Consider the following 13303-nt stretch of genomic DNA (forward strand, 5'->3'; position numbering starts at 1 on the left):
GTCAATTCGGTGATTCCTTTCCGAGCCACGCATACACGACGGGCAACACGAGCAGCGTGAGCAGCGTCGCCGTAATGAGCCCGCCGATCACCACCGTCGCGAGGGGCCGCTGCACCTCGCTGCCCGGCGCCGTCGATATCGCCATCGGCACGAATCCGAGCGACGCGACGAGGGCCGTCATGAGGACCGGCCGGAGGCGGAGCTCCGCCGCATGCTCGATGGCCTCCGCGTGGCCCATGCCCTGCTCTTCCAGATGCCGCGCGAACGACACGAGGACGAGGCCATTCAGCACCGCCACGCCGAACAGCGCGATGAAGCCGACCCCCGCCGAGATCGAAAACGGGATCCCGCGGAGCCAGAGCGCGAAGATGCCGCCGACGATCGCGAACGGCACGCCGAGGAAGATCAGCCCTGCGGCCCGCGTGGAGCGGAACGCGAACCAGAGCAAGAACAGGATGAGCGCGAGCGCGAGCGGCACGACGAGGGAGAGGCGCGCCTTTGCTTCCTCGTAATGCTCGAACTGACCGCCCCAGACCGCGCGGTACCCCGTCGGCAGCCGCACGCCTTTCCCCACCGCCGCCTGCGCCTCCGCCACGACGGAGAGCAGGTCCCGGCCTCGGACGTTGAACTCCACGGTCAGGCGGCGTGATTGATTCTCGCGGCTGACCTGCGCCGGGCCCGTGAGGAACTTCAGCTCGGCGACGTCTCCGAGCGGCACGATCTGCCCGCTGACCGATCGCAAAGGCAAGGCGCGCAGCGCGTCGAGCTCCCCGTTGAAGCCGTGGCCGGACTTCACCACGATTCCGAAGCGGCGCTCGCCCTCCATCACCTCGCCCGTCGAGTGCCCCACGGACAACGTCTCGACGATCTGGTTGACGTCGGCGACCGTCAGGCCATACCGCGCGAGCTTCGCGCGATCGGGAATGACGCGCAGGTACGAGAGCCCCGCGACCTGCTCCACCCGGACGTCCTCCGCGCCCGGGATCTTTCGAACGATCTCGGCCACGCGGTCGCCCTGGGTGCGGAGCTCGTCGAGATCCGGCCCATAGAGCAGCACGGCCACGTCCGAGCGCACGCCCGCGACGAGCTCGTTCGTGCGCATTTGAATGGGCTGCGAGACGCCGCCCGCCACCTCGGGCACTTTGTGCTCGACAGCCTCCGAGATCTCCTTGGCGATCTCCTCCTTCGTGATGCCCGGCCTCCACGTGTCCCGGGGCTTGAGGCCGACGTAGACGTCGGATTGCTCGACGCCCATCGGATCGACGGCGAGCTCCGGCGCCCCCGTGCGGCTGACGACGTAATCGACCTCCGGGACCTCTTTGACCGCCTTCTGCAAACGGAGGTCCGTCGCGACGGACTCGCTGAGCGCGATCCCGGGCAAACGCCTCGCCTCGACGAGCAGATCCCCCTCGTCGAGCTGCGGCACGAACTCGGCGCCGACCCGCGTGAAGACGGCGGCCGCCGCCGCGAGCGAGAGCACGCCGGCCGTGAGCGGGACCCAGCGCCGCCGCATCGCCCGCCGCAGCAGCGGGACGTAAAGCGCGTGCGCTTTCCGCAAGAGCCATGTCTCGTGCTCGCCCTGCGTCGGGCGAATCAAGAAGCTCGCGAGGACGGGGACGAACGTGAGCGAGAGGAGGAACGCCCCGAGCAAGGCGAGCAGCACGGTGAGCGCCATCGGGTGGAAGAGTTTTCCCTCGATCCCCGTGAGCGCGAGGATCGGCAGGTACACGATGGCGATGATCGCTTCCCCGAAGACGCTGGCCGATCGCACTTCGAGCGTGGCCTCGCGGACCGTGTCCACGCGCTCGTCCTCGGTGAGCGCGCGCCCGATCTCCATTTGCCGATCCGACAATCGCCGGACGGCGTTCTCCACGATGATCACGGCGCCGTCGACGATGAGCCCGAAATCGATCGCGCCGAGGCTCATCAGGTTCCCGGACAACCCGGCCGCGTTCATGACGGTGATCGCGAAGAGCATCGACAAGGGGATGACGAGGGCGACGACGAGGCCCGCGCGCAGATCCCCGAGGAGGAGAAACAGGATCCCGATGACCAGGAGCGCGCCCTCGACGAGGTTCGTCGCGACGGTCTTGATCGTGCGGCTCACGAGCACGGAGCGGTCGTAAAACGGCTCGATCCGCGTGCCTTCGGGGAGCGACGGCTGGATCGCCGCGAGCCGCTCCTTGACGGCCTGCGTGACGGTGCGGGAGTTTTCCCCGAGCAACATCATCGTCACGCCGACGACCACCTCGCCCTCGCCGTTCTTCGACGCCGCGCCCCTGCGCAGGCGCGGGCCGAATTGCACGTCGGCGACCGTATCCATCGTGATCGGCACGCCGTCCGACGTCGCGCCGATGACGACGCGACGCAGATCGTCGAGGTCCTTCACGAGCCCATCGGAGCCGATGACGAACTGCTCGCGGTTGTGCTCGATGTACCCGCCGCCCGCGTTGGCGTTCGATTTCTCGAGCGCCTCGATCACCTGCGCGACCGAGATCCCGGCCGCCTGGAGCCGCTTCGGGTCGAGGACGATCTGGTACTGCTTGTCCTCGCCGCCGAAGCTGTTCACCTCGACGATCCCGGGGACGGTGCGGAGCGCGGGGGCGATCTGCCAGTCGAGCAGCTCTTCGAGCTGCATGAGCGTGAGCTTGTCGTTGCGGACGGTGAATTGATAGATCTCGCCGAGGCCGCTGCTGATGGGCCCCATCTCGGGCATGCCGTATGCCTCGGGGACAGCCTCCTGCGCCTCGCGCATGCGCTCGTTCACGAGCTGCCGCGCGAAGTAGATGTCCGTGCCGTCGCGGAAGACGATCGTCACGACGGACAAACCATACTTGGAGATCGAGCGGATCTCGGTCGTGTTCGGAATGCCGGCCATGGCCCGCTCGACCGGGACCGACACGTATTGCTCGACCTCGACCGGCGAGAGCGCAGGCGCCGTCGTGATCACCTGCACCTGGATGTTGGTGACGTCGGGAACGGCGTCGATCGGGAGTTGTGTGGCCGAGCGGATGCCGAACAGGGCGAACAGGAGGGTCGCGACGAGGACGATCCCCCGATTGCGCAGGGACCAGGCGACCATCGCAGAGAGGAAGGCCATCAGTGATGTCCCTCCTCGTCGATCGTCCCCTTGAGGACCATGCTCTTCAGCGTGAACACCCCCTCGACGACGACCTCTTCGCCTTCGCCGAGGCCGGAGAGCACTTCGACCGTGCCGAGCGCGGAGTCCCCGAGCACGACGTCGTGCATCTCGAACGCGCCTTCCTCGGGGAGCTTCACGAAGACCACGGACGTTTGGCCGATCTCGGTGACCGCCGAGCGCGGCACGAGCAGGCGCGGCGCGCGGGCCTGCTCGCCCCCCGTCGCCACGTAGGCCGTGCCGAAGAGCCCGATCCGCAGCATGTCGTCGCGGTTTTGCAGGTGAATACGCGCCGTCACGGTCCGGGCGACGGGATCGATTTGCTGGCCGATGTATTCGAGCGAGCCCGAAAACCGCGTGGTCGGGTACGCATTGAGCTCCACCTCGGCCCCGGCCCCGACGCGCAGCCGCCCGAGGTCTTTTTCGAAGACGCGGCCGAGGAACCATACTTCCCGCAGATCCGCGATGCTGCCGAGGACGTGCTCGGCGGACACCGGCTGGCCCACGACGGCGTCGCGCGAGAGGATGGTGCCGTCGAGTGGCGCGCGCAGCGTGAGCAGGAAAGGCGCCCCTCGCGGAGTCCCCGCGCCCAGGGCCGCGAGCTCTGCGCCGAGCGCCGCGGCCTCGGCCGAGAGCGCGCGGGCATCGGCCTCCGCGTCGACGACCGCCTGCTCGGAGGTGAGGCGCTTGTCGAGGAGCGCCTTCAGCCGCGCCACGTTCTCGCGCGCCGCCTTGGCCTTGGCCTGCGCCGCAGCTTGCGCGCCGCGCACCTTGCCGAGCTCGGGGACACGCACCACCGCGAGGACGTCCCCCTTCTTGACGGCCGCGCCTTCCTTGAAATGGACCTCTTCGATCTTTCCCTCCGCAGGAGAAGAAATGCGGGCCGACCGATCGGGATCCGCGGCGATCGCGCCGGGCAATGCGATCGTGATGGCCAAGGTCCCCGTGCGGACGGGCGCGGTGCGAATGCGGGCGTCGGTGATCACCGCGGGCGACAGGTTCACCCGTCGAGGCAGCTCCTCGTGCTCGCCGTGCTCGCCGTGCTCGCCGTGCTCGCCTTCCTTGGCTCCGTGCGCGGAGGCGGCCGCCGAGGGAGCCTCCTGCGCGTGATCGTCCTTCTTCTGGTCCTCGTCCGGCCCGCGCTTTCCGCAGCCGAACGCGGCCAGCACGAGCGAGAGACCGAGGACATGTGCTCTCTTCGTCACGGTGCACCTCGCTCGAGCGGGAAGCCGGAGGCCAGCGCGAGATCGACCGAGCCGAGCGCCAGGTTTTTCCGGGTCTCGAAGCCCGCGCGCAGCAGGTCCACGAGGGCTTGCTGCGAGACGAGGGCGTCGCGGGCCCCGAGGCGGCCGGCCTCGATCTCCGACGCGATCGCGCGGAGGCTTTGCTCGGCGCGGCCGAGCCGGTCCGCGGCGAAGAGCTCGTTTTGCGCGCGCAGGGAGGCGTACGCCGCGAGGGCGTTCGTGAGATCGAGCCGGAGCGCGCGGCGAGTTCGATCCGCTTCGGTCTGGGAGCGCCTCGACAGCGCCTCGGACTCGGCGATCTCGCCCGCGAAGGTGCGGCCCACGGGCTGCGGCAGCGGGATCGGCAGGGACAAGCCCACGCCGAACACGCGCTCGTTGAAGCCGTCGTTCTGCGCGAACACCGAGACCGTCGCGTTCGGGACGCGGGCGCGCCGGTACATCGACGCCCGCGCCTCGTAGGCCCGCCCCGAAGCTTCGAGGGCCTGGACCTCGGGTCGATCGTCGACGGCGCGCGGGTCTTGTTTCGCCGCGAACGCCTCGACGCCCGCGATCGGGACGAGCTCGCCCTCGACGGACAGCTCGCGCCGTGGCTCGAAGCCCATCGAGGAGAGGAGCGCGGCCTTCGCCTGCTCTTCGCGTCGAGCCGCGCGGAGCCGCTCCTGGACGCGGAGCGCGTGCGCGACGTCGGCCACGTCCGCGTCGATCCCGGACACGAGGCCCTTGTCCGCCGCGGCGCGCGTCGCGACCGCCACCTTCCCCGTGAGCGCTTCGAGCATCTCGCCGAGGCGCACCTCCTCGCGGGCGGCGATCACCTCGAAATAGGCCCGCCATGCCGCAGCCGCGACCTCGCGGTCCGTCACCGCGATAGCCTTCTCTTGCGCTTCCCTCTCGGCGTCTGCGGCTCGCCTCCGCGCGCCGCGTTGCCCTGCGATCTCGATCTCCTGCGAGAGCGTGGCGTACCAGTTGAAAACAGGCCCCTGACCGGCGGCCTCGCGCCGCGCGCCCGACAAGGCCAGCACGGGGTTCGAGGGGAGCACCGGGCTCGCGGCTTCTTGCCGGCCCTTCGCCGCTTCGAGGCCCTGGCGCTCGGCCTTCGAGGCGAGGCTCGCGTCGAGCGCGCACCGGATCAGGTTGGCGCGGGTGAGGGTCGTCGAGCATGTCGACGAGCCCGCGCGTGCTTCTACGGAAAGAGACAAACAGGCCATGGCCACGGCGGCCACCGCGATACATCGCGTCCGTTTCACGACCCAAACTCCTCCGCCGCGCGCGCAAGACGGCGCGCGAAGCGGTTCCCGGGAGAAGGGTGGGCAGGCGGCATGCCTCCCAAGGCAGGCGCGCGCAGCCACCCCGCGTTTACGGGTTCACCGAATCAGGCGCGGATCGGTCTGGGGGGTCGGTAGATGGCGGAGGGGTCGGGCCGCGGGGGCGCCGTCGCTTCGTAGGGCGCGAGCATGAGGTCCGCGCCGCTCGGGAGCTCCAGCAGGTAGGGCGAAACGAGCGGCGGGAGCGCGCCCATCAGGTGCGCGCAGTGGCAGTCGGGGCAGCCCGGGGGGCACTCGCGACCGTCCTTCTCGTTCGGACAGTCGTCGTCCCTGTGGACCGGGGTGTCGCCGTCCTGGATCGCGGCCACCGCGTCCACGGCGAAGTGCGGCAACCCGGTCATCTGGAAGGCGGTGAGGGCCACGAACAGACGGACGGCCACGAGGAGGATCCGCATGGCGCGGGATCCCCTGGGGAACCGTCTGCGACTCCGGGTGGCCGTCTTCACTCGCCTGCCCGACGTTACTCCTTGGCGTGACGGGCTGCAACGAGGACGCGCGAGGGGCCACGACCGTCCGCGCCGTTTCCGCGGCGACGAGCGTGCCCCCGAAGCATGACACCGCGGCGTCTGCCCCCCGGCCCCTCCTCGACGAGGAGGCCCGATCTGCCGCGCGAAGGACGCCCCCTCATCTCCGTGATCCGCTCGAGGGCGGGAGGGCGACCCCCGAGGAGCGCTCCCACCCCTCCTCGGCGATCAGGGCCTCGACACGCCGGCGGATGTCGTCGCGGATCTCTCGCACGCGCGGGGCGGGCTTGCCCTTCGGGTCTTCGACGGGCCAGTCGTCACGACGCAGCCCAGGCACGACGGGGCACGCCTCGCCGCAGCCCATCGTGATCAACATCGAGGCCGTGCTGGCGAGCTCTTCCGAAAGGAACCTGGGTTTTCCCTGCGAGACATCGATGCCCACCTCGGCCAGGGCCTCGACGACCTCCGGGTGGACACGCGCGGCCGGCGCCGTGCCCGCCGAGATGGCGCGCACCTTCGACGGGTCTGCCAGGACGTCGAGCCAGGCCGCGGCCATCTGGGAGCGGCCGGCGTTGTGCACGCACGCAAAAAGGACGGTCTTCAAGGGGTCACGTCTTCCTCGCGCCGATCGATCACACGATCGGCGACGGCAGGGAGCGCTGGCACGAGCCACCGGAACGCGACCGTGGCAGCCGCAGCCCCGAGGAGTTGAGCGATAACAAACCCGGGCACGTCCACGGGGCGAATCCCTGCAAACGTGTTGCTGGCGGCCCTCGCCATCGTCACGGCTGGGTTCGCGAACGACGTGGACGATGTGAACCAGTAGGCGGCCGTGATGTACGCGCCGACGGCGAACGGCACGGCTGCTGTTCGTCGCCGGGCGCATCCCCATATCACCGCCATCAGCCCGAAGGTCGCCACGAACTCGCTCACGAGTTGTGCGAGCCCCCCGCGGGCGTGCTCCGACGCCGAGAGCACCGCCTCGCCGAACATGACGTGGGCGACGATCACCCCGACAAACGCGCCCCCGACCTGCGCGAGGATGTACGCCGGGACCTCGCGCCACGGAAGGCCCCCCTGGGTCGCGTCCGCCAGCGTGACCGCCGGGTTGAAGTGCGCGCCCGAAGTGGGGCCGAACGTCAGGATCAACGCGACGAGCCCGGCCCCTGTGGCGATCGTATTGGCGAGCAGGGCCATGGCGACGTTCCCTCCTGCCAACCTCTCACCCATGATGCCCGAGCCGACCACGGTGGCCAGCAGGAGCGCCGTCCCGAGCCCTTCCGCAGCGGCGCGGCGGGGCAGGTCAACCCTCATCGGCCGACTTCGGGGAGCAACACGGTGACGCCGACGCCTCGGCCGCCGCTGGTTTTCGCGAGAGCGCGACGGGCGTGCAGCACGCGCTCGCGTCCGACTTCAGGGCAGGCGAATCGCCCATCACCGCGGCGTCGCCCTTCACGACGAAGACCTCCCACGAGTTGCCGTCCGGATCCTCGATCCAGACCTTGTCCTGCACCGCGTAACAGCAGGACGTGTCCTCCTCCGTGAAGGTCGCGAGCCCCAGGGCCTCGAAGCGCGTCTTTGCCTCGATGACGTCCTCGGTCATCGCGACCTGGACGCCGAAATGGCTGGCGTTCACGCCCGTGCGCGGGGCCTCCTGCATCGTCAGGTTCAACGACGGCGTCTCCAGGTCGAACTTCGCATACCCCGGACGCCGCTTCGTCGCGGCGACGCCGAACGCCTTCTCGTAGAAGGCGACGGACCGATCGATGTTGGTGACGTTGAGGGAAACGTGGGGCTTGACGACGTTCATCGCATTCTCCTTCCAAAATACTCGAACAAGGGCGCAAAAAAGGGGCCGCTCAGCAGCAGCCCTTCGCGCCTTTCCCGCGCTTGCAGCAATCCTCCCATACGTAGTCCGTGAGGTCGCGGAGCACGGCATAGTCGGCGGCGTAATAGTGGAACGTGCTCTCGAGGCGGGTCGTCAAAAGGCCCGCCTCGACGAGCCGCTTCAGGTGATGGCTCAGCGTCGATGCGGGCACATCGACGTGCCCCTGGATCTCCCCCGCTGCCGTGCCCCCGTCGCCCCCCTGCACCACGAAGCGCAGGATCTGGAGGCGAACGGGATGACCGAGCGCGCTGAGCTGCTGCGCGTGACGTTCGAGCTTCGAGGTCACGCGGCTACTTCTAACATCCTCGAAGTAGCCACGCAAGGGCCCCGAGGAAGGCCCCGAGCGGCAGGGCTCACGTCGACGTGGACGCCTCGGCGGCCAGGGGTTTGCCCGCGCCGAACATGAGGTAAAGCGCCGGCAGGACCAGGAGCGTGAGGAGCGTCGAGGAGACGACCCCGCCGATGACGACCGTCGCGAGCGGGCGCTGCACCTCGGCGCCGACGCCGGTATTGAGCGCCATCGGCAAGAACCCGAGGCTCGCGACGAGGGCGGTCATGAGGACCGGACGAAGCCTGCGCTCTGCGGCCTGCTCGACCGCGTCGCGTATTGGCATTCCGGTGCCGAGGAGCTGCCGCACGGTCGAGACGAGCACCATGTCCGCGAGGACCGAGACCCCGGACAGGGCCACGAATCCCACGCCGGCCGAGATGCTGAACGGCAGCCCGCGCAGCCACAACGCGACGATCCCGCCGATGGCCGCGAACGGAACCCCCGTGAACACCCGCGCCGCGTCGAGGACACGCCCGTAGGTGAAATAGAGGAGCACGAAGATCAGCACGAGCGCGGCCGGCACGACGAGGCGCAGCCGCTCCTGCGCCCGTTCGAGGTGCTCGAACTGGCCTCCATAACGCACGTAATGGCCCGCGGGCAGGACGACCTTCTCGTCGATGCGCGCGCTCGCCTCCGCCACGAACGAGCCGACGTCCCGGCCTCGCACGTTCGCCTGCACCACGATCCGCCGCTTGGCCCATTCCCTGTGGATCGTGGAAGGCCCCTCGACGAGGCGCAGGTGCGCCACGCTCGAAAGAGGGAGCTGCGTGCCATGGGCAGCCGTGATCAGGATACGTCCGACGGCTTCGACGTCGGTCCGATAACGATCGTCGAGCCGCAGCGTGATCGGAAACCGCTTCTCGCCCTCCTGCATCGCTCCAACCTCGCGCGTCCCGAGCGACGCGACGACGTCGAGCACCTCGTGCGCCGGGATCCCATGGCGCGCAATGGCCGCGCGATCCACCTCGATCTGGAGCAGCGGTTGCCCCGTGACCTGCTCCGTCACGACGTCGGCGGCGCCCGGAATGGCCTTCAGGATCGCCTCGATCTCGCGCGCCTTCTCCTTCAGGAGTTCGAAGTCCTCCCCGAAGAGCTTGACCCCGACGTCCGACCGGACCCCGGCGACCATCTCGTTCACCCGCATTTCGATGGGCTGCGTGAACACCATGCGCATGCCGGGCAGGTGTTCGAGTTCGCCTTGCATGGCGCGCACGAGCTCGTCCTGCGTCGCGCCGCGCTTCCATTGCTCCCGCGGCGTGAGCGTGACGAACACGTCCGAGAGCTCGATCCCCATCGGATCCGTGGCCACCTCCGCCGTGCCCGTGCGCGTCCAGACGCGCGTGATCTCGGCGGGGAATTTTTCGCGCAACGTCTTCTCGATCTGGAGGCCGTAACGCGTCGATTCCTCCACGGAGACGCCCGCGAGCCGGATCGTGTTGATCACGATGGCGCCTTCGTTCAAACGCGGGACGAACGCCGAGCCGAGCTGCGTGGCGACCCCGACGGCCCCGCCCAGCATCGCCACGGCGATGGCCACGACGAGCCTGCGACGGCGCAGCGCAACATGCAGCGCGGGGCGATAGACGCGCGCGAGCGCTCGCACCACGAGGCCCTCCCGCGCCTCCGTTCGGCGCGGCAGGAGCAAGCTCGCCAGCACCGGCATCAGCGTGAGCGAGAGCAACATCGAGCCCGCGAGCGCGAAGATCACGGTCAGCGCCATCGGCCGGAAGAGCTTTCCCTCGACGCCTTCGAGGAAAAGGATCGGCAGATAGACGATCATGAGGATGAGCTCGCCGAACATCGTCGGTTTGCGCACCTCGAGCGCCGCGTCGCGCACGACGTCGATCGTCTTTCGCGCGCCCTTGTCCTCCGCGAGCCGCTGCGTCGCGTTCTCCACCATGATCACGGAGCTGTCGACGACGAGGCCGAAGTCGATCGCGCCGAGGCTCATCAGGCTGCCCGCGATGCCGAAACGAAGCATCAGGCTCGACGCGAAGAGCATCGAGAGCGGGATCGCCGACGCGACGACGAGCCCCGCGCGCAGGTTGCCCAGAAACACGAAGAGGACCGCGAGGACCAGGATCGCGCCTTCGAGCAGGTTCGTGCGGACCGTGCGCAGCACGTGATCGACGAGATCCGTGCGGTCGTAGACCGTGGCGACCTCGATCCCCGGCGGCAGGCTCTTCTTGATCTCGTCGAGCCGCACCTTCAGCCGGCTCGTCACGTCATGGCTGTTCTCGCCCATGCGCATGAAGCCGAGGCCGAGGACGACCTCGCCTTCGCCGTCCGCCGTCACCGCGCCGCGCCGGATCTCGCGCCCTTCGACGACCCTCGCCACGTCGCGGACGCGCACGGGCACGCCCTCGTGCGCCGTGATCACCATGTCCTCGATGTCGCTCGGGCGCGTCGCAATCGCGATTCCCTGGACGAGTGTCGCTTCGCCGGCGCGATCGAGGCTGCCGCCGCCGACGTTCGTGTTGTTGTGCTCGATGGCCTCGGCGAGATCGAGGAGCGTGAGGCCCCGCCGCTGGAGGTCCTTCGGATCAACGACCACGTGGATCTGCCGCTCGTCGCCGCCCCAGGCGTTCACCTCGGCGACGCCGCGGACCGAGCGGAGCTGCGGCTTGACGATCCAGTCGTGCGCGGTGCGCAGCTCGCTCAGGCTCTTGCCCTCGCCCGATACGATGTAATGGAAGACCTCGCCGAGCCCCGTCGCGACAGGCCCGAGCGTCGGCCGCTCGATCTGCGGCGGCAGCGAGACACTTTGCAGGCGCTCCATGGCGACCTGCCGCGCGAGATAAATGTCCGTCCCGTCCTCGAAGACGACGGTCACCTGCGACAGACCGAACCGCGAGATCGAGCGCACCTCGTCGAGCCCGGGGAGCCCCGCGAGGGCCTGCTCGATCGGCGCCGTGATCTGCCGCTCGATTTCGAGCGGCGCGAGCGCGGGCGCCACAGAATTGATCTGCACCTGCACCGGCGTCGTGTCGGGGAACGCGTCGAGCGGCAGGCGGCGGAAGGAGATCGCCCCGAGGATCGCGACGGCGAGCGTCGCGAGGAGGACGAGGAGGCGGTGGCCGAGCGACCACGTGATGATGCGGCTCAGCATCGCGCTCAATCGGCGGCGCAGCAGCCGGCGCCGATGCTCTCCTTCAACGTCTCGGTCTTGAGCAGGAAGCTGCCCGTCGTGACGACGTCCTCGCCGGGACGCGCGCCTTTGCGAATCTCGACGAGGTTGCCCTCACGAACCCCCAGCTCGACGCGCCGCGCCTCGTATTCGTCCTCCGCGAGCCTCACGAAGACGAGGTGCACGTCCTTCGCTCGCTGCACGGCCGCGTCGGGGACCGTGACGCTCGCGCGCGCCGCGCCGAGCTCGATCCGCGCCCGCCCGAACATGTTGGCCCGCAGGGCGCCGTCGGCGTTCTCCAGCGGAACACGGGCCCGCACGGTGCGCGTCGCGAGATCGATCTGCGGGCTCAGGTACGTGATCTTCCCGCGGAACGCGCGCCCCGCGAGCCCGTCGACGTCGAGCGTCACGGATTGCCCGACGGAGACCGCCGAGAGCTCGGCCTCGGGGACGTCGAGCTCCGCCCACATCGCGGAGGTGTCGACGACCTCGAAGAGCATCTCCTCCAGGCCGACGAGCTTGCCCACGGTCGCGCTTCGTTGGGTCACGACGCCGTCGATCGGCGAGGTGAGCGTGTACGAACCGCCCGAACCGCCGCCGGCTCCGAGGATGGAGAGCGCCGTGGCGAGCCCCGCCTGCTCGGCCTTGGCCACTTCGAGCTCCAGCGAAGCAGCGAGCACGTCCTTGTCGGAGCTGAAGCCCGACGTCCGGAGCGCCGCGACCCGCTCGTGGTTCTTCTTCGCAATGCCGACGCGCGCCCGCGCGGCCTGGAGCTTGGAGCGGTCTGCCCCGACCTCCGCGCTCTCGAGGACGGCGAGCGGGTCCTTCGTTTTGACCTGCGCGCCGATGTCGACCTTCGTCGCCCGCACGACGCCGGGCGCCCGCGCATTGATATGCGCGAGCCGCGTGCCGTCGTAGGCGAGCCGCGCCGTGACGACGAGGCCACCCGCGTTCTTCCGTTCTTCGGCCTTCACCGTCTGGATCCCGGCGAGCCGCGCCGTCTCCTTCGTCTTGAACCGCACCCTCGTCCCGTCGGCCGGCGCGTCCTTCTCGGGGGCGTTTTTCCCGCCGCCCTTGCCGCTCACGTCGACGCCGGGGCGCCCGCCGCGCTCTGGGTGGCAGGTGGGGCAAAAGGACGCTGGAAAGCCGTGCTCGGCGCACCAATCCCCTTTCGCCTGAAACACGGCCGCGAGCTTCGGGTGGCATTGGGGGCAAACCACGTCGAGCACGCCGTGCTCGCAGAGCTTCCCTTCGCCGTCCGCCTTCGCGGACGCCGGCTGCGCGGAGCTCGCCGGACCCGCCGGCGACCCCTTCGGCTCTCGGCCGCACCCGGCGAGCCCCAAGAGGAGCGCCAGGGCGGCGACGATGAAGGCGCGCACCTCAGCTCCCCTTGGGCGGTCGAACGATCTTCAGGCCCGGGTTGCACTTCAAGCACTGCGACTCGGGCAGGCCGTGCTCGGGGCACCAATCCCCCGTGGCCTTGAAGGCGGGGACGAGCTCGGGATTGCACCGGGTGCACTGCGACTCGGGGACCGCGTGCTCGCCGCACCAGTCCTCGTGCGAGCCGGGCTTCACGGTGCTCGGCGCGTGGGCGCCGTCTTGCTTCGCGGATTGCGCCGCGGCCGGCTCGGGCTTGGCCGCCTCCCCGGCGTCCTTGGAGCACGCGGGGGCGGCGAGGGAGAGGACGGCGAGGAGCGAAACGATCAGGGAACGATGCATCATCGAGGAGCCTCTTCAGGGTCGTCTTTGCCAACTGCGGACACGTCGCCACGCGCCGCGAGAACGCGG

11 protein-coding genes are annotated in these 13303 nt (G+C 69.5%); all 11 read right to left on the reverse strand.

Translation table 11 applies throughout. From position 1 onward, the window contains the following. Position 1 precedes the first annotated feature (1 nt). The 11 genes from E8A74_RS07720 to E8A74_RS07770 all read right to left on the reverse strand — a co-directional run bounded on the left by E8A74_RS07720 (position 2) and on the right by E8A74_RS07770 (position 13237). Positions 2 to 3100 carry an efflux RND transporter permease subunit gene (locus tag E8A74_RS07720; RefSeq protein WP_136928292.1) on the reverse strand — a complete coding sequence of 1033 codons (3099 nt, stop codon included), beginning with the start codon at positions 3098 to 3100 and terminating at the stop codon, positions 2 to 4. Continuing rightward, positions 3100 to 4344: an efflux RND transporter periplasmic adaptor subunit gene (locus E8A74_RS07725; protein WP_136928293.1), complete on the reverse strand. Its 1245-nt coding sequence runs from the start codon at positions 4342 to 4344 to the stop codon at positions 3100 to 3102. The genes E8A74_RS07720 and E8A74_RS07725 overlap by 1 nt, the downstream gene beginning before the upstream one ends. After that, a complete protein-coding gene (locus E8A74_RS07730) occupies positions 4341 to 5627 on the reverse strand; it encodes a TolC family protein (RefSeq protein WP_136928294.1) in 1287 nt (428 codons plus the stop codon). The genes E8A74_RS07725 and E8A74_RS07730 overlap by 4 nt, the downstream gene beginning before the upstream one ends. 125 nt (positions 5628 to 5752) lie before the next feature. Continuing rightward, a complete protein-coding gene (locus E8A74_RS07735) occupies positions 5753 to 6100 on the reverse strand; it encodes a hypothetical protein (protein WP_136928295.1) in 348 nt (115 codons plus the stop codon). 229 nt (positions 6101 to 6329) lie between these two features. Next, positions 6330 to 6773, reverse strand: coding sequence for an arsenate reductase/protein-tyrosine-phosphatase family protein (locus E8A74_RS07740; RefSeq protein ID WP_136928296.1), 444 nt, complete (start codon positions 6771 to 6773; stop codon positions 6330 to 6332). Continuing rightward, positions 6770 to 7483: an MIP/aquaporin family protein gene (locus E8A74_RS07745; RefSeq protein WP_136928297.1), complete on the reverse strand. Its 714-nt coding sequence runs from the start codon at positions 7481 to 7483 to the stop codon at positions 6770 to 6772. Before E8A74_RS07745 ends, E8A74_RS07740 begins: the two co-directional genes overlap by 4 nt. Continuing rightward, positions 7473 to 7979, reverse strand: a complete 507-nt coding sequence (locus E8A74_RS07750) for an ArsI/CadI family heavy metal resistance metalloenzyme (RefSeq protein ID WP_136928298.1) — start codon at positions 7977 to 7979, stop codon at positions 7473 to 7475. Before E8A74_RS07750 ends, E8A74_RS07745 begins: the two co-directional genes overlap by 11 nt. A 49-nt stretch (positions 7980 to 8028) precedes the next feature. Then, positions 8029 to 8343 carry an ArsR/SmtB family transcription factor gene (locus E8A74_RS07755; protein WP_136928299.1) on the reverse strand — a complete coding sequence of 105 codons (315 nt, stop codon included), beginning with the start codon at positions 8341 to 8343 and terminating at the stop codon, positions 8029 to 8031. A 67-nt stretch (positions 8344 to 8410) separates the two neighbouring features. After that, positions 8411 to 11497: an efflux RND transporter permease subunit gene (locus E8A74_RS07760; protein ID WP_136928300.1), complete on the reverse strand. Its 3087-nt coding sequence runs from the start codon at positions 11495 to 11497 to the stop codon at positions 8411 to 8413. Positions 11498 to 11502: 5 nt separating this feature from the next. Further along, entirely contained in the window at positions 11503 to 12894 is a 1392-nt protein-coding gene (locus E8A74_RS07765; RefSeq protein WP_136928301.1) for an efflux RND transporter periplasmic adaptor subunit, read from the reverse strand. 1 nt (position 12895) lies between these two features. Further along, positions 12896 to 13237, reverse strand: a complete 342-nt coding sequence (locus tag E8A74_RS07770; protein ID WP_211365314.1) for a hypothetical protein — start codon at positions 13235 to 13237, stop codon at positions 12896 to 12898. Positions 13238 to 13303: the final 66 nt, after the last annotated feature.

It is taken from the genome of Polyangium fumosum (assembly GCF_005144585.1).
GTDB classification, from domain to species: Bacteria; Myxococcota_A; Polyangia; order Polyangiales; family Polyangiaceae; genus Polyangium; species Polyangium fumosum.